Source organism: Thalassospira mesophila, from assembly GCF_002115755.1.
GTDB classification, from domain to species: Bacteria; Pseudomonadota; Alphaproteobacteria; order Rhodospirillales; family Thalassospiraceae; genus Thalassospira; species Thalassospira mesophila.
On the sequence record NZ_JFKA01000002.1, the window covers coordinates 598,327 to 621,388 of the forward strand.

The following is a 23,062-nucleotide window of genomic DNA, read 5'->3' on the forward strand; positions in this document are numbered from 1 at the left end:
GGTTTTCAACAGGGTATTTTTATGGAAAATCGTGCGCAATCTTCCGTGCGTCCGGCGCATAGCTTGCCGCTTCGCATTATGCATTGGGTGAATGTTTATGCTGTGTGCTGCATGGTGTTTAGCGGTTGGGAAATTTACAATGCGTCGCCCGATTTGCCGTTTTCATTTCCGCAATGGGCAACATTGGGTGGCTGGCTGGGCGGGGCGCTGGCATGGCATCTGAGTGCGGTGTGGCTTTTGGTCCTTAATGGCGTTGCCTATTTGCTTTACGGCATTTTTTCCGGCCATTTAAAGCGCGATTTGCGCCCGCCGTCTCCCCGGGCGTTTCTGCGCGATTTTGTCGCAGCGTTGCGGCTGCGTCTGCCCCACAAAATCGGCCATTACAATGCGGTTCAACGCCTGTTTTATGGCGGTGTGATTTGCATCTTGATTGTCGAGGTTTTAACCGGCCTGTCAATCTGGAAGCCGGTGCAGCTTGGCGGGCTGGTCTCGTTGTTTGGCGGGTATGTTCTGGCGCGCAACATTCATCTGGCGATGATGATTTTGATTGTCGGTTTTATCGTTGTTCATCTGGTCCTGGTGGCAATTGTTCCGCGCACCCTTGTTGCCATGGTAAAGGCCGTTCCGTCCGACCCGCAGGAGACCCCTGATGTTTAAAAAACGCAATAAACCGGTGATCACACCAGACGATATCCGCGCCGATCTGGCGCGGTTTAACCGCCGGGCATTTTTGCGCGGGTCGTTGTCGTTAGGCGGTCTTGCCATGCTAACCGGGTGCAATTTATCGACCGATAGCGGCGTTGATGCTGCGCTTAAAGCGATCTTGCGGTTTGATGACAAAATGCAGGCGGCTTTATTTGACCCGACCCGTCTGGCGCAAACCTACCCGGCCAGCGCCATTACCGACCCGTTCCGGTTTAACGCCTATTACCCTGATTGGCAGGTGCGCGGGGTGCCCGATGACTGGCGGCTGGAAGTTGCAGGGCGCATTTCCGACAAAAATGCCTGGACCCTTGATGCTTTGCAGGCCCTGCCGCAGGAAAGCCAGATTACCCGCCATATTTGCATTGAGGGCTGGAGCCAGGTCGGGCAATGGCGCGGGGTGCCGTTGCATGTTTTTTTCCGCAGAATCGGGGCGGATACGCGGGCGAAATATGTGAAATTCACCTGTTTTGATGATTACACCACCAGCATCGACATGGCGAGTGCCCTGCATCCCCAAACCATTCTGGCGCTGGATTTTCTTGAAAAGCCGCTAAGCCCGGAATGGGGCGCGCCGGTGCGTCTGCGCATCCCGACCAAGCTGGGGTTTAAAAGTGCCAAAAACGTGCGCGCCATCGAAGTTACCAACAGCTTTTCGGGCGGGTATTGGGAAAATCAGGGATATGACTGGTTTGCCGGGGTTTGATTTTGCGCCAAATATTGGCCACGACCATGCGCATAAAAAAGCCGCCCGGCCCCGCAATGCGGGCGGGCGACAGGTCGGTGGTGTAGAAGTGGTGTCGTGTCGCTGGCGGTGACAGAGCGCACTGGCGGAATAATCGTCCGCCAGTGCGCTATTATGTGGTGTGGTGCCTAGTTCTTGATCGTCATGGCAACGGGTTTGGGCGTTGCATGGGTGCTTACCGGCAGGATCGGGTAAACGATCCGGGGTTCTTCGCCGGTCAGTGTCCGCAAGAAGGCAGCAATGGCCGAAATTGATTTTTCATCAAGTTCGGTGCCCAACTGGCTGGTGGCCATAATGCCAACGGCCTGTTCCAGATCCCAGACCTTGCCGGTATGGAAATAAGGTGCTGTCAGCTCGATATTACGCAGCGGGCCCGCCCGGAAGACGTAATCGTCATCGGCGGTATGGGTCACGGCAAAGCGGCCCTTGTCATTGGCAGGCAAAATGTCGGAGCCGGGTTTTTCAACCACGCCAAACGGATAATATCCGTTGCCGCCAACATTGACACCGTTATGGCAAGAGGCACAGCCGCTATCCATAAACAGGGCCAAACCTTGTTTTTCCTGATCGCTCAGGATCACGTCATTGCCTTCAAGGAACTGGTCAAACCGGGATGACGGGGTGATCAGGGTGGCTTCAAAGGCTTCGATGGCTTTGGCCATATTGTCAAACGTTACCGGATCGGCTTCGCCGGGGAAGGCTTTTTTGAAATGCTCGATATATTCGGGCATGCTTTTAAGGGTGGTGACAACCCGGTCCGGGGTGCTGGCCATTTCAACGCCGGCCTGAACCGGGCCTTTGGCCTGTGCTTTAAGATCGGCAGCACGGCCATCCCAGAACTGGGCAATGTTGAAAACGGCATTAAACACGGTCGGCGAGTTACGCGGGCCTTTTTGCCAGCCATGCCCGATCGACGTTTCAAGATTGTCGTCACCGCCCATGCCCAGATTGTGGCAGGTGTTGCATGAAATCAGCGCGCTTGACGAAATGCGGGGTTCGAAAAACAGCATTTTGCCCAGTTCGACTTTTTCATGGGTAACGGCATTGCCTTTAACCGCCGGAACAGCCGACGGAATAACTTCAAAATAGTCGCCTGCGGCAGTGCGCAGGGCAGCATCATCGACCTTGTCGGCGGCAAGGGCGCTGGTCACAAATCCGATACACAGGGCGCTGGCGCCAAGCAGTCGGACAATGGTGCGGGTGGTGTTCATGATGGTCCCCTCTCTCATGTGCGAGTGGCATCACATCATCACTGTAACCCGCTGGGAACCATGATGTATGTCAAAAATCTAATTTAAATATGTATAATGTTAATTGCCTTGCCAGGTATGCCGGGCGAGGCGGCATTTCGGGCTTTAATTTGCGAGTCTGACCCGTGTTTGTCGTGCCATAACCCTGTGGTGCTGTGGTGCCAGACAAGGTTGTTGTCACAAACAACAAGGCCCCGCCGGCAGGGCTGGCAGGGCCTTGTTAAAATTGCAATAACCGGGATTACAAAAGCTTTTCCTTGGGATCAAATTTCGGTCCCGGTTCGGCGGACAGTTTTTCAAACACGCCTTCAAGCGTATCTGTCACCGAATAAAGCTGGCGGTTGCTGGGCCGGGCAAAGCCTTCGTCAATGATGCCTTCAATCATTGCCAGGCATTTGTCCCAATAGCCCAGCGCATTTAAAAACACCAACGGCTTGTCGTGAATGCCAAGCTGGCGCAGGGTCAGGGCCTCGAACGCTTCGTCAAGGCTGCCAAGCCCGCCCGCCAGGGTGACAAACGCGTCCGAGCGGCGAAACATTTCCACCTTGCGCTCATACATCGAGTTGCACACGATCAGTTCTGAAAGCCCGGCATGGCCCACTTCAATGTCATCAAGATGGGCGGGAATAATGCCGACAACCTTGCCGCCATTTTCCATCACCGCATCGGCAACAGCGCCCATAAGGCCAATGCGCCCGCCGCCGTAAACCAGCGTAATGCCGCGTTCGGCCATCATTTTGCCAAAGGCGATGGCGTTTTCCTTGTGTTTGGGGTTCACACCGTTCGATGCACCGCAAAACACACAAATCGAGTTTATTTTCGTCATGGCGGCCTGCCTTCTTGTTATTTTGTCGCAGGAAAGAAAGCGTTAAAACCACGAACGGTTTCAATGCCCCTTTCATCCCCAGCTTAGCGTATGATATGCCTGCGCCGTCAATGATATCTTGATGTCAAAACCGGTTTTGCCGCAGGGCAAGGGTTTGGGGGATATTGCAATGCGCAATTTTTCGCGGCCCGATATACAGCCCGATTTGTGCCGCAATATATCGTATTGTGGCGATCCTGCATTGTGGTTGCGCCCGTTTGGGGCCGACCATGCCGGGATGCGAAAAGATGTGAAATAATAAAGGCAGGTTCATACAGCGTGTTTGTCGACAGTCCGTTCTGGTTTGCCATACTTGTGTCCGGCGTCATTGCCGCGGTTTTGATGCTGGCCCTTTGGTTGGGGCTGGATCGTGCTGTGGCGCGCCGTATGGTGCTTTCGGCCATTATTCCAGCCGTGCTGGTGGCCGTGCCCGCCGCCCTTGGCCTGCCCGAAGGTATGCGCGGCGGGGCCGGTGCGGTTCTGGCTGTCATCCTGATTGGCGGCCTTGCCGGTATGATGATTGATGTTGCCCGGTTTTCTGCGCGGATTGCCTCGGTTTTGGGCTGTGTTGTTATTGTGGGCGGCGGGTGGCTGGTGCTGGGCGATGATGCCACGGGCACGGCGGCCTTGCTGGGCCAGGTGACGTTGCCCGGAACGGCGCACGCGGTTTCGGTGCTGGCATGGGCCGGGTATCTGGCGGTGGCGCTGGTGCTGGCATATGTCACCCTGCCTGATTTTACCGATGCAGGCGAAGACAACAGTACACCCGGCGCAAAAAACGGCGCAAAAACCGGCACCAAAACCAGGGCCAAAACGACAAAAGTGTCCGCCACCCGCAAAAACAAATCGGTCAGCACCGATCTTGACGGCGGGGATCGCGGGCCGGGCGCGCTGTCGGTGTTTTTGGCACTGGTGCTGGGCATGGGCATTATCGCCGTGCAATTTGGCCTGCGCGATTTAAAAATTCTGCATGGGGCGATGGCGATTGCCCTGCTGATTGCGCTGATATCGGAAAAAGCCGCACCGCAATACCGGGCTGCGGTGTGGCTGTCGATGGTGGCGGCCATTATGGTGGCGGGGGCAACGGCAATTTTGCGTGCGCCGGCCAGTCTGGTGGCCCATGCGGTGCTGGTTTTAGTGATGTTTTCGGGCACCGGCACGGTTTTGTTGCAAAAGGCCCTGCGTCTGGACCGCGTTGCGACCGATGGCGCAAAAGGCAGCCGCGACGCCGGTACGATCTGGGCGGGAAATGCCATTGTTCGCGTGCTGGTTCTGGCCCTGCCGGTGGGCATGGCCACACTTGTTGCCTTTATCGGGGCGGCAATGAGCGCACCTTGATCGTGTGGTCCGGGTTTGGGGCAAGTTCACCCGCGCATGGCTGCGGCCAGCTCCTATATTGGTGTTGGCAGGGCAAAAATCGGGTCGATAGCGGCCAAATCAATGCCTTTGATGCACAATTTGACGCATTTGCAACGGCTTGATGCATTTCCAGCTTTGTTACGGTATGGAAACTGTGCGATGAAAGTAGTACAAGTTTCCAATAACCGTGTCGGGGGTGGGGACGGGGTTCCATTTTCATGCCGCAATGCCGCGCATTGATGCAATTCTGACCTTCGGCGACCAAAAGATAACCATCGTTCAAGGATATTTTCCGGTGAAACGACCTTATATCCTCGTCATTATTGGCGTGTTGCTGATCATTGCCGCCATCGTGCTGAATTATACGCTTACGGGGTCAGGTGATGATGACGCCGATGCCGTGTCGACGTCACCGGCACCTGCGGGGGCAGGCGGTGCGGCGTCAACGGCCAATAGCGCGCCCGATAGTGGCGACAAAGCGGTTACGTCCGATGACAGCAATGCACCTGATGTTACCGATCCCAGCTTTGATGTTGTGCGCGTTAGCCCGGATGGCAATTCAGTGATTGCCGGCCGTGCGGAACCCAATACCAAGGTTCGGGTGCGCGAAGGCAAGGACGTGATCGGGGAAGCCACGGCCGATAACCAGGGCGAATGGGTGATTTTGCCGGAAAAACCACTTGAACCGGGGGACCGTGAATTATCCGTCGAAAGCGAAGACAAAGACGGCAAGGTTCAGTCGAGCAATGAAAATGTGGTTGTTCTGATCCCGGAAAACCCGGCAAGCGAAACCACGGCACCGATGGTTACGCAAAAATCCGACACCGCCGCACCGGATGAAAAAAGCAAATCCGACCAGCAGCCGATTATTGCCCTGCGCGTTCCGTCGCAAGGCAATGGTCCGGCAACGGTGTTGCAGGGCCCGGGGGCGGTTCCTGAAAACAAGGAAATGGCCCAGGCTGCTAATCAGGCGGCACAGGCTGCCGGCCAGCCTGAAATTGCATCGTCGATGCCGCGCCTGAGTGTGGGCGTGGTGGATTATGATGACAAAGGCCAGGTTGCGATGTCGGGCGCTGCCGATCCTGACCATAATATTCGCGTTTATCTTGATAATAAATTTGTTGGCACCGCCCCGTCCGATGACAAGGGCGGCTGGTCGATGACGCTGGGGGCCGATATTGACCCCGGCCAATACAAATTGCGCGCCGACGAGCTTGATAAACAGGGCAAGGTGATTGCCCGTGTTGAATTGCCGTTTGAACGTGCGGACGCCAAAAAGGCAATGGAACCGGGCAAGCGATATATCGTGCAGCCGGGCAACAGCCTGTGGCGGATTGCGCGCCGGGCCTATGGTGACGGCATTCAATACTGGGTGATTTATCATCGCAACGAAGACCAGATCCGCGATCCCGATCTGATTTATCCGGGCCAGATTTTTGCCCTGCCCGAGAGCGACGCCACGAAATAACAGGCCTGATTGGGGCGCAATGCGGCGATTTGCCGTGCTGCGCCCCGTTTCTGTGCCCGCTCCCCATCGACTTTTGCGCATTTTTCCCTATATGCAATCAAGCTGTTTTGTCCCCGGTTTTGTCCTGGGCTGATTTGGGCCCGGATGACGATTGCTGTTGCCGGGCTGCCGTGCCAAAGTGGGGCGCAGTTTTGGGCAACGGCCCGGCTTGTAACGCCGCCTGATTGTTGACCGGCCCCATAACGGGGTGTATTTGCCGCCGATGGATCGCCAGAACCGGGTGAATGGGCCAATTGATGGGCCATTGACCCGATTTATGGTGAAAAAAGCGCCATTGGATGATCCCCCTTGTTGAAGGGGACGGATCGCCAATGATAAGAACATGCCAGACGTGCCACTGATTGGCGCGTCGCATTGCAACCAGGGAAGACAACTTTGAAATCCGTTCTTGTGCCGATCAATTCCGAAGGCTGGAAATTTATTGCGATTTTCGCCGCCGTGACCGTGATCCTGTTTCTGATCGCCCAGCCGCTTGGCTGGATTGGCGTCATCCTGACCTTGTGGTGCGCCTATTTCTTCCGCGATCCCGACCGGATAACCCCGATCAGCGATGATCTGGTAATTGCGCCCGCCGATGGCCGCATTTGCATGATTTCACAGGCCCCGCTGCCCAAGGAGCTGGAACTTCAGGACCAGTCGCCGCGGACGCGCATTTCGATTTTCATGAATGTGTTTAACGTTCACGTTAACCGTTCGCCGATCAATGGCGAAATCGTTGGCGAAGCCTATGTGCCGGGCAAGTTTGTCAATGCCGAGCTTGATAAGGCGTCCGAAAATAACGAACGCCAGATTTTGCTGGTCCGCGACAAGGATGGCCGCGATTTTGGCGTGGTTCAGATTGCCGGTCTGGTTGCACGGCGCATTTTGTGCGACGTCGGGCGCGGTTCTATTCTTAAGGCCGGTGAACGTTTTGGCCTGATCCGGTTTGGCTCGCGCGTCGATGTCTATCTTCCGGCCGGGGTTGAACCCAAGGTCTGTGTGGGTCAGTTGACCGTTGCGGGTGAAACCGTGCTGGCCGATGTTGCCCAAACGGTCGCCGTTCCGGCAACCGGGGAGATTCGTTAATGGCCAATGGTCCTGATCGCACCCGGCCACGGCGTTTCAAGGCATTGTCCCTGTCGCGTCTGGCCCCCAATGTTGCAACCCTTATGGGGATGTGCGCCGGGCTGACCTCGATCCGGTTTGCCATGCAGGACCATTGGGAAGCCGCCGTAACCGCCATTCTGATCGCCGGGATCATTGACGGGTTAGATGGCCGGTTGGCCCGCATGTTAAATGCATCCAGCCGTTTCGGGGCCGAACTGGACTCGTTGTCGGATTTTGTCTGCTTTGGGGTGGCACCCGCCCTTTTGATGTATTTCTGGTCGCTTCACCAGTTAGGGCCAATTGGCTGGGCCTTGTGCCTGTTATTTGCCGTGTGCATGTCGTTGCGGCTGGCCCGGTTTAATACCCAGATGCTGGGCGAACCGGAAATGCCAACCTGGGCCTACCGGTTTTTCACCGGGGTTCCGGCCCCGGCGGCAGCGGCCCTGTCGATGTGGCCGATGGTGCTGAGTTTCCAGTTCGGTGTTGGCATTTTTAACAGCCCGTTTATCACAGCGCCCTATATCGTGCTAATTGCGGTGCTGATGGTGTCGAGAATGCCGACTTTCAGCTTTAAAAAGGTCAAGATCCCGCGCGCGTGGGTCTTGCCATTAATGCTGGCATTCGGGGCATCGGTGGCATTTCTGGTGTCGTCGCCATGGCTGACCTTGTCGGTGATTGCCGGGCTTTATTTTATTACTTTTTTCTTCAGTTTCCGGTCTTATCGCCGCATGGGTGTTGAACAACAACAACGCCAGGACGAACTTGAAGAAGAAGAAGATCTGGGCCAGCCCGATGACGACCCTGACGACGGGTTGAACCGGGTGCATCAGAACTAAAACCCGGTTACCCGGAACGGCCTTTGGGCAAGCTTGGGAAAACGGTTTAGCTGCTAAAAGACCTGCCATTTTTGATGGCGGGTCTTTTTTTGTTCAAGCGCCATCGCATCGTCTGTTTATCGGGAGGCCGTTTGTCCGGTTGCAACGCATGAAGGGCGGTTGGGCCGTCCGGGCGGCGGGTTAAGACGGCGGGTTGATTTGGGAAAGGGTGGCGGTGGTGATGGTTTTAAGGATTTGTTGATAGCGCAACCGGTCCTTTTCGGGCAGCCATGCCTGATAAAACTGTGTCCAGGGCATGTCGGGGTAATCTTTGAGGATGGCATTGACCGCGTCGATCACTTGTTTGCCCGCTTCATTTTTTGAACAGCCCAGCGTTGCCGTAATCAGCGGCGTCATCCTGGCAATCGGAAGCGAAATAATTTCGTTTTTATACTCCGCCTTACGGTGATGAAATTCGGCCTCGGCGGGTAAATACATTATCCAGTCCAGACGGCCCATTTCCAGCAACTGGATGAATTTTTCATCGCTGCCAACGGTGATAATATTTGAATGATGCCGGTATTTTCTAATCGCTGCGTCAACATATTGCCCATAGGACCGGCCAAGGCGAATGGCCGTATTCATATTGGCATCCGCGAGCAACCGGTCGATGTCAATTTCGTTGCGATCATTAAGATAGGGCTGAAAGGCTGGCAGCTGGCGGGCCAGAACCACCACCGAGGGCGGCAGGCTGATCAGAATGGGATTGGCAAAATAGATATAGTCGCGCCGTTCGCGGGTGGGAATAAGGGTGAGCGAACAGCGTAATTCCTCGCTGCGCATTTCCGCAAGCAACCGGGCAAGCGGAACTTTTTTCATCAGGTGTTTGTATTGCGGCAGGCGCGCCATCAGCCATTTCTGGGTTTCGGCAGCGTATCCTGTAAGGGTGTTATCCTGTTCGATGTAAGCGGGCGGAAAAGACGGAATGGCCCAGGTGAGTTCGGTGGTGCCCGCTGCTTTTGCATGTGTCGAGATCACACTGGCAAGAATACTTCCTGCAATGGCGAGGCCCCGGATCCCCATAGCGCATCATTCCCCGTCGAAGACACCATCCTGTGCTGGGTGCCGTAATTGTCGCAAACTCTATTCCTTAGTATGGTATATACCTGACCCAAGTGATAGTAAAAAAGCTGCCCTTGCGAGAGGGCAGCTTTTTCGTCAGGGTTTTGCAGGTGCGCGCTAACCCGGCTTCAGATTGTTAAACTTCACACGGCAGAGGCCTTGTTTTTGGTGCGCCAGCGCCGCCATGCCTGGCCCGATCTGGCAATCATCAGAAGGGCGCAAGGGGTGAACACCAGGGTGAGAACGGTTGCGAAAGTCAGGCCAAAGGCAATCGAGGTTGCCAGTTGCACCCACCATTGGGTCGACGGGGCACCGATGGAAAACTCGCGGGTGACAAAGTCGATATTGATCTGAAACACCATCGGCACCAGACCAAGAATGGTGGTAACGGTGGTCAGCATTACCGGGCGCAAACGTTGGGCACAGGTTTGCAAAATGGCGTCTTCGACCGTCTCTGCTGTCAGTTTTAACCGGTCATAGGTATCGATCAGAACAATATTGTTGTTCACCACAATTCCCGCCAGTGCGACAATACCAATGCCGTTCATGACAATGGAAAACGCCTGACCGGTAATCAGCAACCCGCCCAGCACCCCGGCGGTCGACATGATAATCGCCACCATGATCAAAAGCGAACTGGTGATGGAGTTAAACTGTGTGACCAGAATGATGAACATAATGAACAGCGCCACCGAGAAGGCGTTTTTCAAAAAGTCGGCTGATTTTTGCTGTTCTTCATCCTGCCCTTTGAATTCCACACTGACACGCGGGTCGATATCGAGGGTTTTCACCCACTGTTTGACCTCTTGCACCTTGGTATCGACCAGAATGCCCTCGGCGACATCGGCCTTCACGGTGAGGGCACGGCGGCTGTCCACCCGGTGCAGGGTGCCGGTTTTGGGCTCTGCTGTGCGGGTAATAAAGTTTGAAACCGGCACCAGTCCCTTGTCGGTGACAATTTGCAGCCGCTGCAATTCTTCAAGGGTGCGGCGGTTTTGCGGGAACCGGCCCACAATATCGATTTCCTCGGTCGAATCATCGGGGCGATAGGTGGAAAACAAAATGCCGTTGGTCACCAGTTTGACGGTGTTGCCAATGGTGGCAATGTCGGCGCCAAACTTTAACGCCTGTGCGCGGTCGACCTTGTATTCCCAGTCGATGCCAGGGGGCGATTTACCGTCTTCAAAATTGTAAAGACCGCCCAGCTTGTGCAATCCGGCCATGATTTTGGCCGATGTCGCATCAAGAATATCGGGATAGTGCGAGCGTAACTGAATTTGCACATCCTTGCCTTGCGGCGGGCCGGCTTCGGATGCGCGAATTTCCACCTGTATCCCGGCAAGATCGCGGGTGGCCTCAAGGATTTTATGTTCAATTTCCTTGGCCTTTGGCCGCACCTGCCAATCAGCATATTCCAGCTGGATCACACCAATAACGTCTTCGGGGGCATCATCGCCACCCTGGGCCGAGGCCCCGGCGCGGCTGTAAACCGTATCAAACCAGTGATGGCCGGTGTTGGATGTATCATCAAGGGCGAGAATGCGGTTTTCAACCTGATGCACCAGCGCGTCCTGTTCGTAATAGGACAAATTGCCCCGGGCGCGAATTTGCACGGCGGCCTGTTCCGGCTCGACCGAGGGGAAAAATTCAAACCCCTTGCCAAACATGCCAAACGCCGCCCACACCGCAACCAGAATGACAAAGGCCAGCGGAATGATCAGCCAGTAAACCCGCAAGGATGCCTGAAGGACATGAACATAAAAGCCGGTGCCGCCGGTCAGTTTTTCCAGCTTGTCGGTTTCACCTGCGGCAACGGCATCAAGGGCATCGTTGGCGGCCATGCCGGGTTTGCCAAACCATGCGCCCACGGTGGGCACAAAAACAAGCGCCATCGCCAGTGACGCGCTAAGGGTAAACAGCACAGTGATCGGCAAAAATTTCATGAAATCGCCAACCACATCGGGCCAGAAGGCCAGCGGCAAAAACGCCGCCAGTGTGGTTGCGGTCGAGGCAATAATTGGCATGGCCATGCGTTTGGCCGCCAAAGGATAGGCCTGTTTGCGATGTAAACCGTCCAGCATTTTGCGATCGGCATATTCGGTAACCACAATCGCGCCATCAACCAGCATGCCCACCGAAAGGATCAGCGAGAACAGTACGACGATGTTTACCGTCATGCCAAGGCCCCACAAAATCAGGATTGCGGTTAGGAACGAGCCGGGAATGGCCAGCCCCACCAGCAAACCGGACCGCCAGCCCAGCGACCAGATCACCACCACCATCACCAGCAAAATTGCCAGGATGACGCTGTTTTGAAGGTCGGTCAGCATGTTGCGAATGTCGGATGATTTGTCCTGCGAATAGGTGACCTTAACCGTTTCGGGGTAACTTTGGGCGGCTTCGGCGGTGATCGTTTTAATTTTGTCGATCACATCAATGATGTTTTCGCCAACCCGTTTGGAAACCTCGATCGCGATGGCGGTGCGCCCGTTGAGGCGGGCAAAACTGGTGGCATCCTTGAAGGTGCGGCGCACGTCGCCGATATCGCGAAAGCGAATAACCGAATCACCATCGACAAGTAGGGGCATGTTTAAAATGTCGTCGACATCTTCAAACAGGCCCGGCACCTTGATGTTAAAGCGCCCGGCACCGGTATCAAGCGCGCCTGCTGCGACCAGCGAGTTTGAATTGCGCACCAGCGACACAATATCAATGCCCTTTAACCGGTAGCTTTGAATTTTCATCGGGTCGATGACAAATTCCACCAGTTCTTCACGGTCCCCGGCCAGATTGGCCTCCAACACCGCTGGCACCCCTTCGATATCGTCTTTCAGGTTGCGCGCCAGGCGCAGCAATGTGCGTTCGGGCACCTCGCCAGACAGGGTCACCACCAATACCGGAAACAGCGACAGGTTCACTTCGTGAACTTCGGGGTCGTCGGTATCGTCGGGCAGATCGGATTTGGCAATATCAACCCGTTCGCGCACATCGGCCAGGGCATCGTCGATATCGACGTCGCTGTAAAATTCCAGGGTCACCGATGCGCCGCCCTGATAGGCCTGCGACCGCATTTCCTTCACACCTTCAATGGTGCGCAGTTCCTGTTCCATCGGGCGCAGCAACAGGCGTTCGGCATCCTCGGGGGAAATGCCGTCATGGTTCATTAAAACATACAGGATCGGAATTTGAATGTCGGGGTCGGCTTCCTTGGGGATCGCGTTATAGCCAACCCAGCCCGCGACCAGCAACAGGATCAGTGTCATTATGACGGTGCGCGACCGGTTCAGCGCAAGATCAATAAGAGACATGGTGTGATTTCCTTTGCGCTTGCAAGCTAGTTGCCAGCATTTTGCGGCTGTTGCGCGGAATTTGCGGGTGTTTGGGCCGGGGCATCCGATGCAGATGCGGTTTCACCGGCTGGTTTTGCGCTGGTCGGCACATGATCGATGCGATCCATCGTCACCTTTGTGCCTTCCTTGACCCAGTCCTGCCCGACCACGATCAGGTCGATCTGGTCGGGAAGGCCGGTCACCCACACATGTTCACGGTCGCCGCCGCGCAGGGCCACGGGGTAAAACACCACGATGTCGTTTTCCACACCGCGCACCCCTAATTCGCCTTCGTCATTTAATGTCAGGGAGGACGCTGAAATCTTGTGGGCTTTTTCGGTGCCGACCGGAATAACCAGTTCGGCGGTCATGCCATCAGGAATGGCGAAATCGGGGTTATCAAGCTCCACCTCGATCCGGTAGGTGCGGGTCTGGTTGTCGCTGGCAATGGCGGTATAGCGCACCACACCCTGGCGAATACTGTCATCAAACAGGCGCACATGGGCCATTTGGCCAACATGGATATGGCCGATGGAATGTTCGGGCACATGGGCCACCACCAGCATCGGATCGGGCTGAATTACGGTGGCGATGCTATCGCCAATCGATACAAGGTTGCCCATTTCTGCCGGGCGGGTTTCAATCACGCCATCAAACGGGGCGCGAATGGTGGTTTGGGCCAGCTCAACTTCGATGGCTTTTAAATCGGCACGGGCTTCTTCCAACTCCGCCTTTGATTGTGCCACGCCGGTTTTCGAGCGGTAATCTTTTTTGGCAAGGCTTAACGCCCCGTCATATTGCAGGGCACGCTGATCGACCAGGGCGCGGGCCTCATCAAGGCGGGCCGGGCGGTCGTCGGCGGCAAGGCGTACCAGAACGTCGCCTTTTTTAACCCGTGCGCCTTTTTCCACGCCAATTTCCACCACGCGCGACGATGTCTGGGCGCGAATGTCGGATTTAACGGCCGCTTCGGTGCTGCCGGTTAACATTAATTCGTCCACATGGTCTTCGGCCTTTGATGCCATAACGCGGACGGATGGGTCGGGTTCGCTGGTGGCGGCACCGCTGCCGGTTTCGGGGCCATTGGCGGTTGCTGTGCCGTTATCGGCGCCGGCGGGGTCTTCGCCGGTCAGCATGCTTGAGCCAATCCATAAAACAGCGCCAACAATCAGCGCAATTGCGATCAAACGTGAAGCATTCATTGGTTTCGCGTTCCTAAAAGACCTGTGCCTGAATTTTTTTTAAGTCGTAGCAATCAAACGGCGTGGATATCGCGCGCTCAGTTTCGCCGCAGACGGCGTTCACGTAACTCACGTAGAAAAGAGTCTTTGTTTTTATCGATAAAATCAAGGGTTGCCCGACAGACGGCGTCGCCCAACCCGGAGACGAACGCGCATGCCGGGTCATCGGGGGTGTTTTTTTCCGATGAGTTTTCGGGCAGGGAGGGTTGGTTCTTGGCCGGGGAAATGCGGTCCAGCATTGATTCATGGCGTACCGCATATTCATCAATCAGGGCTTCGCAAAGCTCGACGGGCAGTTCATCGGCAAAGGACAACATGAACAGAATATCGGACCGATAGCGGTCTTCGCCCGGACGGGTCTGGAACAGGGTGCGCAAAAATGTCCGTCGGCCTTCGGGGGTTAGACGGTAAACTTTTTTGTCGGGCCGGTTTTCCTGCTCCTGTTCGGTAAAGGTAACCATGCCGTCCTGGCTTAATTTGGTCAGGGCCGGATAGATCGACCCCAGCGAGGCCATTTGAAAATAGCTGAATACGCCATCTTCAAACATCTTGCGGATTTCATAACCGCTGGCATCGCCCGCCATTAAGGCACCCAGGCATAATGATCGAATGTCCATTGCTGTTATTGCTACTTTCTATAACGAAATTACTATATCAGTTCGATATACTATGCGTTGTATTATGACGAACCGACATAGTCAACGTTGCGTTCTATGCGTGCGGGAAATTTTCGCTCAGGTTGTGATTTCTGATATGATCAACAGCACGACGTAGCGGAAACTGGCTTAAAAAAGCGCGATGCGCGTCCGTTTATGCAGGATCGGACGCGAAAAATCGCATTCGGACATATAGAAGCGATACAATCTAGCCAGCATGAGGGGGCCGGGCGCGTATCATCGCGATCGGGGCCAACACTGCGCGGCATGCAGGACGGGATTATTTTGAATACAGTCAGTTTTTATCAAGGCGTCGAGATGTTTATCTCGATCCTGGGGCTTTTCCAGGCCGGCTTTTTTTGCGTCGTGCTGTTATCCGAAGGGCGCAGGGCCTATCGCGCCAATCGCTGGATGATTTTGTTTATTGCAGCCGTTTGCAGCAATCTGATCGAGGATGTTTTTGACGTATTCGGGTCCGCTCCGGTTAATTTCTATGGCGAACTGATTTTTCAACCGTTCAATTTTGTTATTGCCCCGGCAATCTATCTGTATTTCTGCGAGGCAGCGGGGGCGGTTAAAATTCGCCACGGGTTGCATCTGGCCGTTGTGCCGGTGGTGGCCAATTTGACATTCTGGCTGCTGGTCGGCATTTCCACCCCGCCGACTGATGGGAAACTGACCTATGAACTGGCCGCGGCACACGGGCCGTTAATGGTGGTGGTTTTGCGCTGCATTCATTTTGGCATTTACCTGCAGGCGGCGATCTATGCTGTTTTGATGTGGCGTGTCGGGATGCGGTATTTCCGCCAGGTGCAAAAACAACTTGGCGCGCGGCGCGATGACATGGTGCGCTGGATGCGCAGCGTTCTGGGCAGTGTGCTGTTTATCTTTCTGGTTTTTGTGGTGCAGGAAGTTACCAGCGATTTTCGTTTGCGCAACGAACTGTGGTCGTTTCAGCTTTTGAATGTGGCATTCCTGCTGGTGTTTTTCTGGCTGAGCTACACGCTGGCAACCTATCAGGTGGTTTTTGTTCTGCCCGACTGGGATGAAAACAATGATGGCGAGGATGCGGTACTTGACGACGGTCTGGTTCAGCCCATCCCGGTCGACTCCGCAGCGGATATAGGGAAATACGAAAATGAAAAACCGAATGGCGGAAACCTGCGGGTTTCCGAGCCTTCGATTCGTCACTTTCTGGACAAAAATAATGGCACCCGAAACCCTGTAACGGCATCGTCGGATCCCGCGAGTTTTGATGGCGTATCGGACGCCGGTTTGCCCGGACATGATGGCGCAAACAGCCGCCCGGGCGCGGCGCAGCCGACCCCGCACCCTGATTATGGTGTGGCAAGCCCGCGCCCCGACGAGGGCACGGCGGCCCGCCCGTTGCTCGACGATGACGACGCCGAACGGGCCATACTGCGGTTGCAGGCGATCCGCACCCGGGGGGATTTATTGCACGACCCGATGATATCGCTGCCCAAACTGGCCCGGGCTGTGGGCGTCTCGCCCAATCAGCTGTCCTATGTGTTGAACCACCATATCGGCCAGAACTTTTTTGACTTTGTAAACGGTGCCCGCATTGCCGAAGCCAGCCGCCTGTTACTGAACCAGCCCGACCGCGCCATTCTCGATGTGGCGCTGGAGGTGGGGTTTAATTCAAAGTCGACATTCAATCTGGCGTTTAAAAAAATCACCGGGGAAACGCCCAGCAGCCTGCGCCGCAAGGAAAATGGCACGTCCTAATGCGCAATCGGACGTGATTTTACGACCGACCTTACCCGCAAGGACGCCACGTTGCCATAAAACAGGCAAATTGGTTTGATCAACAAGGCAGCAACAACAAAAAACGCTTAATGCCGGATCATAAATCATCATAAACGGAGAAGTCTTTTGGACATGAGACTGCATCATTTACGTTATTGCCTGTTGCCAGTTTGCCTGGCAGTCGTAACGTTGCCCGTCGCGGCAAAGGCCAATAGCGATGCGCCCATTTATCAACCCGGACCCGATCCGTTATCACATGATAATGACCCGGCCCGTGAAGTGGCACAGCAAAACGGATCGGCGGGCGACAATGGCGACATGGCCATGCCCGGCAACAATGATACATCTGCCAGCAATGCGTCCTATCGCGATCAGTGGCTGAAAGGGCACTGGTCACTCGGGGCTGTTGGCAATGTGAAAACATCGCCCTATCGCGGGGCTGATGATTATGATCTGGGCGGCCTGCCGTGGATCAGCTTTGACAGCGAACGCCTGCATGTCGGGATTGACGGGATCAAGGCGAAAATCGTCCAAGGCAACTGGGGCAGTGTTTCAATTTTGGGCAATGTCCGCCAAAAACCGTTTGATGATGGCGACAGCGACTATCTTCGCGGGCTGCATGACCGTGACTGGGCATTTGAAACCGGTGTTGCCTATGACCGCGACCTTGGTCCGGGCAAAGCGCATATCGAATATCTGCACGATGTCAGCGGCGAGCATGACGGCCAGCAGGCCGATGCCACCTATAAGGTGCCGTTTGAAACCGGTCGTTTCCACTATGAAGTTGGTGGCGGCGTGATGTGGCGGGATTCCGACCTGAACGATTATTACGTTGGCGTTGAGCCAGGCGAAGCCCGCGCCGGTCGTGCGGCCTATGCCCCCGACAGCGCCTTCTTGCCCCATCTTGATGCCTCGGTCGGGTTTCAGTTAACCCGGCAGATGCTGCTGCGCGCCAATGCGAGCGCAACCTTCCTGCCAGATGAATACAAAGACAGCTCGATCATTGAAGATGACGTGATTTACGGTTTGGGGCTGGGTCTGGTTTACAAGTTCTAAAAACCGGCCTTTTTCAGAACCAGATTTGAACGGGTTGCATATGTATTTATGCAGCCCGTTTTCATGTTTGCGCCGATCCCGACAGGGTTTTCGCCATGAAAACACTGTTCACATCCTTCCGGCTGGGACCAAAAGGCGGGCAGGGCACATAGCCAAGACTGCGATATAGCGCGATGGCGGCATCCGACTTAACGCCGGTTTCAAGATACAGCGCCTGATATCCGCGCCTGATGGCATCGATTTCAATATGCGTCATAATGCTGCGTGCAATGCCCTGGCGCCGTGCGCGCGGGTTCACAAACAACCGTTTAATTTCCGCATCCAGGCAAACCCCCGTTTGGCTGTGTGCTGCTGCTTGTTGCGCACAATGCTCACCGGCCTTCAGGTCGGGCAGGGGCACATAGCCACCACACCCTGCAAGCGCGCCGCTGATGGTATCGCATGCAACAAAAAAGCAGACATTCTGCGCGATTAACTGTGCCGCACTTGTTCCGGATCGGTCGTGATCGGGGTAAAGCGATGCTGCGCGGTTGTCGGCCTGTTCAAACAGCGCGGCTATCAAAGGTTGGTCGGGCGAGGCTTGGCGAAAAATGATCATGCAAAAACAGCCCTGTGGTTGGGATGATGTCGGGATAGAAAATGGTGGTGGTGGGTGATGGCGACGGCGAAAGAGACAGCGGCAGGTGATGTCGTTTGGGGCTTGTGAAATACCGGTTTTTGAATGCGGAAGGGGGGTAACCGATTAGCTCGGCTTAAACCCCGCGCAAATTACCCCAGACATGCACATGCCATTGCGGCACCACACGCACATCAAACCAGCCCTTTTGCGATACCTGATCGACCAGCCAGCGGTATTTTTCGGTCAGGGCTTCAATGTCAACGCCATTGGCCCCATCGGGATGCGGGGCCGCCGGGGTGGCGTTAACCGGTTGCAGGTAACAGGGAATATCGCGGTGTAACTGGCGTACTTGATCGGCAAAGGCCAGATCATCTTCGTCGGCGACCGGAAATTTCAGGGTGATGGCAGGGCCGGATGAGGCAAAGGGGGGCGTCGTGCCGGTCGCAGCGGGGCTGCGCGCTGCGGCAATACAAGCAGCAAGGTCGTTTGCATTAAAAACCGTGCCGCTGGACGGGGGCTTGGGGCTCAGGGTCAGATGGTCCAGCGTGGCAAACCATTTGCGCGCGATGCTGCCCTGGGTTTCGATGGCAAAGGTGAAGCCTTGTTGCTGGCCCAGTTGGATTAACGGTGCCAACGGCTGGATCGCCGGGTTGCCGCCTGACAGGGTGATCAGGATCGGCTGGTTGTTTGATAGTTGTTTGACCCGGTCCAGAATGGCCGTGGCATCCATCGGTAGCCAGTCGGCGCGAAAGGTGGGGTCCACCGCATACAGGGTGTCGCACCACGAACAGCGAAAATCACAGCCGCCGGTGCGCACAAATACCGTTGGCATCCCCAACAGCGCCCCTTCCCCTTGCACGGTCGGTCCGAAAATTTCGGAAATGCGAATTTTACCCTGCCGACGCACAGCTTCCACGTCGTCCGCCGCCGCCACGTCCCATGCCGATGCAGCACCGGCATTTTGCGCCGAGGTCGCCTCGGGGCTGTGATCTGGCGTGGTATCAGGGGTTATGTCAGGGGCTGTGTCTGGGGTCATGGGCGATATTCTGCCCAGGTTTTCGGGGTTTCGGAAACGCGCACGGCCGAAACTTCATCCCAGCGATTACGCGCCCAGTCGTAAAAGAACTTTGCCAGATTTTCGGCTGTGGCGTGATCATGGCCCAGCACATCGTTTAAATGGCGGTGGTCAAATTCATCGTCGATCAGCCGTTTGAGCGGGGTCAGCTCGCGGTAATCGCGCACAAAACCCCGGCTATCAAGGGTTTCGGCCTGTAATTCGACCTCGACAATATAGTTGTGGCCATGCAGGCGCGCACAGGGATGGTCGGCGGAAAGACCGCCAAGAACATGAGACGCGGAAAAGGCAAATTGTTTGGTAATTCTGAACATTTATTGGCTCTGTTATGCTGCGCGGCCCTGATGTTGCCCGCATTGGCGCGGGATGCCGACACGGTCAGGGCGCGCAGAAATTTTTGGGCACTGTCGGTGTCTTTGCATCAAGATGACCACAAAGATCGGCAGTTGGCGGGCTTTGGGTTTAGGGCATTGGTGGTCGATGCCGTGGTCAGGCCGGGCAAGTTCGTGCCTTGTAACGGCGGGCAAAGGGGCACGGATCGGAGGGACAGGGTACGGGATAAAACCGGTTTTGCGCAACGGGCATGGCAGCAGATGGTGTTTCTGCGCCGGGTCGCTGGTAAAAAGCGGTTTTTTTCGGTCCTGTGTCTATCGCTCGCCGTGGCAATCCTTTGCTGTGTTTATCCTTCGGCCATTTTGCGCATGGCGTGTTCGGCACGCGCCTGTTTCCAGTATTCACGGTCGATATAAACGGTGGGGTCGGGGACACGGGCCAGTTCCAGGGCTTCACGACGTTCAACACAGGTGCCGCAGCGCCCGCAATGTACTTCTTCACCCTTGTAACACGACCATGTGCGTTCAATCGGCACGCCCAGCCGTCCGGCTTCGGCGGCGATATCAGCCTTGGTCGCGTTAATAAACGGCGTATAAAGCCGGATTTGCGCAACGCCTTCCAATGCGTGGTTCTGCATTTTTTGAAAGGCGTTGATAAAGTCCGGTCGGCAATCGGGATATATGAAGTGATCACCCCCATGCATGGCGGCGGCAACCGTATCGGCACCGGCACTTGCCGCCGCGCCGAACGCGACGGACAGCATAATGGCATTACGGTTGGGCACCACGGTGATCCGCATGGTTTCTTCGGCGTAATGGCCATCGGGCACGGCAACATCATCGCTGGTCAATGACGACCCGGTCAATAAGGCACCGACCGGTTTTAAGTCGACAATATGGTGCCTTACGCCCAGATCTTTGGCGGCATCGGCGGCAAAATCGATTTCCTTTTTATGGCGCTGGCCATAATCAAACGAAATCAATGCATATAAACTGTGTTCACGCGCAACCTTGTGCGCCAATGTCACAGAATCCAGTCCACCTGAACAGACGACGATGGTTTTCATGATCCCAAACCTTTGCGTGTTTTTTACCTGGTGCTACGACAGGGGGACCCGCCATTGCCATACAATTTGCGCAGCATCGCGGATCACCAAACTTTCCATCTCGCATGTGCAGCAAAAAAAGGCAAGGGTTTTTGATCCGTTCCAGTTTAATTTCCCTTGCTGCCCGCGATGATATGAAAGCACATCGGTACGCGAAAATGGTCATCTTTAATATAATGCGACAGTTTTGTTCGGATTGCCGCGTCAATCGCATCGCGGGCAGCCGGGCTGGCATTGCGCAATTGCGGGCCAAACAGCATTTCCATTTGCGGACGCCAAAAGGCACTATTGTGCGGAATGCGCCCGCAGGGACGATGGGATGTTACAACAATATCGTCAAACCCGGCCTTGCCCATGCGCGATGCTGACGCATTGACATCGGCAAAATCAAAAAGATTTAACCCGGCCTGATCAAAGCCAACGCCTAAAATTGATTGTAAAACATCCTGCATTACCGAAAATAACGGGTTATCCCCGATCGGTCCCCATACCATAAAGGCGGCCCGCCCTGACGGGGCCAGCACGCGATAGCTTTCGCGCAAGGCCAGATCGGGCCGGGGGCAAAACATCACCCCGAAACGGCAGGAAATGGCATTAAATATGTCATTGGCAAAAGGCAGCGCCTGCATGTCGGCGGCGATAACATCAAGGTTGGCAAGCTGTTCGGCCTGTGCGCGTTGTGCCAGCCCCGCACACATCGCCGGGACAATGTCCGAGGCGATAACATGCCCCGTCAAAGCTTTGGCGGGATCATTTTCGCTGGCGTGTTCACCATCTTCATCATCGCTGCTCCCGCAGCCGCCATTATCACCGCCCCGCGCATCGGTCTTATGCCGGGCCAGCAGTCTGGCAATGCCAAACGCCGGTTCACCCACGCCCGATGCCAGATCCAGCACCAGCAAGTGATGCCGGGCGGCGGTGTTTGCGGGGGAGGTCAGGTTCAGGGCATCGATCAGGGGGCGATTGATTTTTTCGGCCTGCGGGGCAAGGCGGTCGGCCCAGTTCATCCAGTCATCTGAAAGCTGGTGCCACGTTTCCGAGGGGGCCGAAGGCGATGCCGGTTTTGCTGGTACCGCTTCTGCCGCGATTGCTGCTGGCTGAGCAGGTCTGCTACGGGCGGGCATCAGGCGTCGTTACGATGTGAGACGGATATTCTGGCAACGCACATTGGTTTGATCCCGGTTGGTTGAACAGATCAGGCGAGAAAAATTCAACCATATTACGGTACCAAATTACAGCTTTTTATGACTGGCCCGGTGCGGGGATTAAATCAGGCCTGTGACGGGATCGTTTCAGGGCTGTGGAGCAATGCAAAAGTCGGTGCCAATGGCAATGCCGAGGCGGGTGCAAAAATTAATGTTGCAGTGCGAAGGCCCGGAAGAAGGCGGTGCCCGACGCCCGGGCGGCGGCCCCCGGTATCGCATGGGGAAAGCCGACAGGACGGAAGATGGACCGGAAAATGACGAGCTGTTTATTTAATGACCGCACAAGCAAGCCGTTCCCCGGCGGCACCGGAGGGCTGGGACATATAATCGTCGGCGCCGGCGTGAATAACGATGGTTTTGCTACGAATACCGGTTTCTTTGTCGTCGAGTTTGACATCGGTATCGATCAACTGGCTAAACATTTTGCCCTGCGCGTTGACATACTGGTTGGGCATATCCCCGGCATGGGGGCCGTTTGGCATTAAAAAACCGTGCATTTTGTGGGTGGGGTTAAAGTGGCCCCCGGCAGTTTTAAACTTGCTGGCTGTATCGCATTCGCCATTTTCATGGATGTGAAAAGCAACCCACTGGTCCGATGGCAGGCCGGTGACCTCGGCTTTGATCACAACCCCGCCGTCGGTTTCGGTGAGTTGGGCGGTGCCGATATTGGTGTTTTCGTCATTGTGAAAGGTGGCCGTGGCGGCGGTTTCGGCAAAGGCCGGAAAGGCAACCAGCGAAACGGCCCCTGCTGTCAGGGCAATTAAAGGGACGATGATGGCTCGCATCGATGTTCTCCTTATTGATTTGTTAACTTGTTGAACTGCGTGAGCCGTTCTTTGTTCCCGCAAAGCCGCAGATTGTTTTTTTAAACGGTATCACGCGCAAAAGTAACCGGGGGCATTCACAGCAGCAGGATCGGCGCGCCACGGGGTGGCGGGGGTGGATTGATGGTGCTGCGTAAGAAGCCCTTTTTGGTGCTCGTCTCCGGGCTCTTTGAGCATCGAGGCACGACAAAGGGAGAAAAAAGACCGGCCTGACGGGGGAGTGTCAGGCCGGTTACTTCTTGCTGCTTGCTCGGTCTTATGGTGGAAATCCGGCTGTTCGCATTAAGCCGGTTTTATCTCGCGACTTTTACCTGGCGGCATTTACCTGGTAACGACATTTCCCAAGCCAATCTGGCACCACGCCCGATTGGCGGGCGGGC

General features: G+C 55.6%; 21 protein-coding genes. 9 read left to right on the forward strand and 12 right to left on the reverse strand.

The features are described 5' to 3' along the window. Nucleotides 1-21 precede the first annotated feature (21 nt). From TMES_RS07180 to TMES_RS23400, 3 genes are read left to right on the forward strand one after another with little or no spacing between them, the layout of a single operon-like run. Entirely contained in the window at nucleotides 22-657 is a 636-nt protein-coding gene (locus tag TMES_RS07180) for a cytochrome b/b6 domain-containing protein (protein WP_085581261.1), read from the forward strand. After that, nucleotides 650-1,408, forward strand: coding sequence for a molybdopterin-dependent oxidoreductase (locus TMES_RS07185; protein ID WP_085580877.1), 759 nt, complete (start codon nucleotides 650-652; stop codon nucleotides 1,406-1,408). The genes TMES_RS07180 and TMES_RS07185 overlap by 8 nt, the downstream gene beginning before the upstream one ends. Next, nucleotides 1,386-1,520, forward strand: coding sequence for a hypothetical protein (locus TMES_RS23400; protein ID WP_281253458.1), 135 nt, complete (start codon nucleotides 1,386-1,388; stop codon nucleotides 1,518-1,520). The genes TMES_RS07185 and TMES_RS23400 overlap by 23 nt, the downstream gene beginning before the upstream one ends. 55 nt (nucleotides 1,521-1,575) lie before the next feature. On the opposite strand, the gene TMES_RS07190 is transcribed toward TMES_RS23400, so the two are convergent. Together TMES_RS07190 and TMES_RS07195 are read right to left on the reverse strand one after the other, a co-directional pair. Beyond that, nucleotides 1,576-2,658: a cytochrome-c peroxidase gene (locus tag TMES_RS07190; RefSeq protein ID WP_085580879.1), complete on the reverse strand. Its 1,083-nt coding sequence runs from the start codon at nucleotides 2,656-2,658 to the stop codon at nucleotides 1,576-1,578. Between the two features lie 280 nt (nucleotides 2,659-2,938). Further along, entirely contained in the window at nucleotides 2,939-3,523 is a 585-nt protein-coding gene (locus TMES_RS07195) for an LOG family protein (protein WP_085580881.1), read from the reverse strand. Nucleotides 3,524-3,841: 318 nt separating this feature from the next. Here TMES_RS07195 and TMES_RS07200 point away from each other — a divergent pair, with 318 nt between their 5' ends. From TMES_RS07200 to pssA, 4 genes are all read left to right on the forward strand, one after another. Beyond that, complete coding sequence (locus TMES_RS07200; protein WP_085580883.1) at nucleotides 3,842-4,900, forward strand: hypothetical protein; 1,059 nt, start codon at nucleotides 3,842-3,844, stop codon at nucleotides 4,898-4,900. A 316-nt stretch (nucleotides 4,901-5,216) separates the two neighbouring features. Continuing rightward, the gene (locus TMES_RS07205) at nucleotides 5,217-6,389 is read left to right on the forward strand and encodes a LysM peptidoglycan-binding domain-containing protein (protein ID WP_085581263.1); all 1,173 of its coding nucleotides are present in this window, start codon (nucleotides 5,217-5,219) and stop codon (nucleotides 6,387-6,389) included. Between the two features lie 414 nt (nucleotides 6,390-6,803). After that, nucleotides 6,804-7,514 carry a phosphatidylserine decarboxylase gene (locus TMES_RS07215; RefSeq protein ID WP_342746306.1) on the forward strand — a complete coding sequence of 237 codons (711 nt, stop codon included), beginning with the start codon at nucleotides 6,804-6,806 and terminating at the stop codon, nucleotides 7,512-7,514. Then, the gene (pssA, locus tag TMES_RS07220; RefSeq protein ID WP_085580889.1) at nucleotides 7,514-8,371 is read left to right on the forward strand and encodes a CDP-diacylglycerol--serine O-phosphatidyltransferase; all 858 of its coding nucleotides are present in this window, start codon (nucleotides 7,514-7,516) and stop codon (nucleotides 8,369-8,371) included. Before TMES_RS07215 ends, pssA begins: the two co-directional genes overlap by 1 nt. A 180-nt stretch (nucleotides 8,372-8,551) precedes the next feature. Here pssA and TMES_RS07225 read toward each other — a convergent pair whose 3' ends face one another. The 4 genes from TMES_RS07225 to TMES_RS07240 all read right to left on the reverse strand — a co-directional run bounded on the left by TMES_RS07225 (nucleotide 8,552) and on the right by TMES_RS07240 (nucleotide 14,659). Further along, complete coding sequence (locus TMES_RS07225) at nucleotides 8,552-9,433, reverse strand: transporter substrate-binding domain-containing protein (protein ID WP_085580891.1); 882 nt, start codon at nucleotides 9,431-9,433, stop codon at nucleotides 8,552-8,554. A 182-nt stretch (nucleotides 9,434-9,615) separates the two neighbouring features. Further along, nucleotides 9,616-12,780 carry an efflux RND transporter permease subunit gene (locus tag TMES_RS07230; RefSeq protein ID WP_085580893.1) on the reverse strand — a complete coding sequence of 1,055 codons (3,165 nt, stop codon included), beginning with the start codon at nucleotides 12,778-12,780 and terminating at the stop codon, nucleotides 9,616-9,618. Nucleotides 12,781-12,806: 26 nt separating this feature from the next. Beyond that, nucleotides 12,807-14,003 (reverse strand): efflux RND transporter periplasmic adaptor subunit, encoded by a 1,197-nt coding sequence (locus tag TMES_RS07235; RefSeq protein ID WP_085580895.1) that lies wholly within the window; start codon nucleotides 14,001-14,003, stop codon nucleotides 12,807-12,809. Between the two features lie 77 nt (nucleotides 14,004-14,080). After that, nucleotides 14,081-14,659, reverse strand: coding sequence for a PadR family transcriptional regulator (locus TMES_RS07240; protein WP_085580897.1), 579 nt, complete (start codon nucleotides 14,657-14,659; stop codon nucleotides 14,081-14,083). A gap of 357 nt (nucleotides 14,660-15,016) precedes the next feature. Between TMES_RS07240 and TMES_RS07245 the strand changes: the two genes are divergently transcribed. Next, a complete protein-coding gene (locus TMES_RS07245) occupies nucleotides 15,017-16,444 on the forward strand; it encodes a helix-turn-helix domain-containing protein (protein WP_245835244.1) in 1,428 nt (475 codons plus the stop codon). Between the two features lie 153 nt (nucleotides 16,445-16,597). Next, on the forward strand, nucleotides 16,598-17,521 hold the full coding sequence (locus tag TMES_RS07250) for a MipA/OmpV family protein (RefSeq protein ID WP_085580901.1): 924 nt from the start codon (nucleotides 16,598-16,600) through the stop codon (nucleotides 17,519-17,521). A gap of 61 nt (nucleotides 17,522-17,582) precedes the next feature. Here TMES_RS07250 and TMES_RS07255 read toward each other — a convergent pair whose 3' ends face one another. The 6 genes from TMES_RS07255 to TMES_RS07280 form a co-directional block, all read right to left on the reverse strand. Continuing rightward, entirely contained in the window at nucleotides 17,583-18,119 is a 537-nt protein-coding gene (locus tag TMES_RS07255) for a GNAT family N-acetyltransferase (protein WP_085580903.1), read from the reverse strand. Nucleotides 18,120-18,273: 154 nt separating this feature from the next. Continuing rightward, nucleotides 18,274-19,176, reverse strand: a complete 903-nt coding sequence (queE, locus tag TMES_RS07260; protein WP_085580905.1) for a 7-carboxy-7-deazaguanine synthase QueE — start codon at nucleotides 19,174-19,176, stop codon at nucleotides 18,274-18,276. Continuing rightward, the gene (gene queD / locus TMES_RS07265) at nucleotides 19,173-19,529 is read right to left on the reverse strand and encodes a 6-carboxytetrahydropterin synthase QueD (RefSeq protein ID WP_085580907.1); all 357 of its coding nucleotides are present in this window, start codon (nucleotides 19,527-19,529) and stop codon (nucleotides 19,173-19,175) included. Before queD ends, queE begins: the two co-directional genes overlap by 4 nt. A 365-nt stretch (nucleotides 19,530-19,894) precedes the next feature. Further along, nucleotides 19,895-20,614 (reverse strand): 7-cyano-7-deazaguanine synthase QueC, encoded by a 720-nt coding sequence (gene queC / locus TMES_RS07270; protein WP_085580909.1) that lies wholly within the window; start codon nucleotides 20,612-20,614, stop codon nucleotides 19,895-19,897. Nucleotides 20,615-20,760: 146 nt separating this feature from the next. After that, nucleotides 20,761-21,777, reverse strand: coding sequence for a class I SAM-dependent methyltransferase (locus TMES_RS07275; RefSeq protein WP_085580911.1), 1,017 nt, complete (start codon nucleotides 21,775-21,777; stop codon nucleotides 20,761-20,763). Nucleotides 21,778-22,124: 347 nt separating this feature from the next. Continuing rightward, the gene (locus TMES_RS07280) at nucleotides 22,125-22,643 is read right to left on the reverse strand and encodes a superoxide dismutase family protein (protein ID WP_085580913.1); all 519 of its coding nucleotides are present in this window, start codon (nucleotides 22,641-22,643) and stop codon (nucleotides 22,125-22,127) included. Between the last annotated feature and the right edge of the window lie 419 nt (nucleotides 22,644-23,062).

Bases quoted from the DNA above. Each gene is read 5' to 3' on its own strand.
- queE (WP_085580905.1), bottom strand. From the start codon at position 19,176: ATGACCCCAGACACAGCCCCTGACATAACCCCTGATACCACGCCAGAT.
- TMES_RS07245 (WP_245835244.1), top strand. From the start codon at position 15,017: ATGTTTATCTCGATCCTGGGGCTTTTCCAGGCCGGCTTTTTTTGCGTC.
- queD (WP_085580907.1), bottom strand. From the start codon at position 19,529: ATGTTCAGAATTACCAAACAATTTGCCTTTTCCGCGTCTCATGTTCTT.
- TMES_RS07230 (WP_085580893.1), bottom strand. From the start codon at position 12,780: ATGTCTCTTATTGATCTTGCGCTGAACCGGTCGCGCACCGTCATAATG.
- TMES_RS23400 (WP_281253458.1), top strand. From the start codon at position 1,386: ATGACTGGTTTGCCGGGGTTTGATTTTGCGCCAAATATTGGCCACGAC.
- TMES_RS07240 (WP_085580897.1), bottom strand. From the start codon at position 14,659: ATGGACATTCGATCATTATGCCTGGGTGCCTTAATGGCGGGCGATGCC.
- queC (WP_085580909.1), bottom strand. From the start codon at position 20,614: ATGAAAACCATCGTCGTCTGTTCAGGTGGACTGGATTCTGTGACATTG.
- TMES_RS07190 (WP_085580879.1), bottom strand. From the start codon at position 2,658: ATGAACACCACCCGCACCATTGTCCGACTGCTTGGCGCCAGCGCCCTG.
- TMES_RS07185 (WP_085580877.1), top strand. From the start codon at position 650: ATGTTTAAAAAACGCAATAAACCGGTGATCACACCAGACGATATCCGC.
- TMES_RS07280 (WP_085580913.1), bottom strand. From the start codon at position 22,643: ATGCGAGCCATCATCGTCCCTTTAATTGCCCTGACAGCAGGGGCCGTT.
- TMES_RS07235 (WP_085580895.1), bottom strand. From the start codon at position 14,003: ATGAATGCTTCACGTTTGATCGCAATTGCGCTGATTGTTGGCGCTGTT.
- TMES_RS07250 (WP_085580901.1), top strand. From the start codon at position 16,598: ATGAGACTGCATCATTTACGTTATTGCCTGTTGCCAGTTTGCCTGGCA.
- TMES_RS07255 (WP_085580903.1), bottom strand. From the start codon at position 18,119: ATGATCATTTTTCGCCAAGCCTCGCCCGACCAACCTTTGATAGCCGCG.
- TMES_RS07195 (WP_085580881.1), bottom strand. From the start codon at position 3,523: ATGACGAAAATAAACTCGATTTGTGTGTTTTGCGGTGCATCGAACGGT.
- TMES_RS07180 (WP_085581261.1), top strand. From the start codon at position 22: ATGGAAAATCGTGCGCAATCTTCCGTGCGTCCGGCGCATAGCTTGCCG.
- TMES_RS07225 (WP_085580891.1), bottom strand. From the start codon at position 9,433: ATGGGGATCCGGGGCCTCGCCATTGCAGGAAGTATTCTTGCCAGTGTG.
- pssA (WP_085580889.1), top strand. From the start codon at position 7,514: ATGGCCAATGGTCCTGATCGCACCCGGCCACGGCGTTTCAAGGCATTG.
- TMES_RS07275 (WP_085580911.1), bottom strand. From the start codon at position 21,777: ATGCCCGCCCGTAGCAGACCTGCTCAGCCAGCAGCAATCGCGGCAGAA.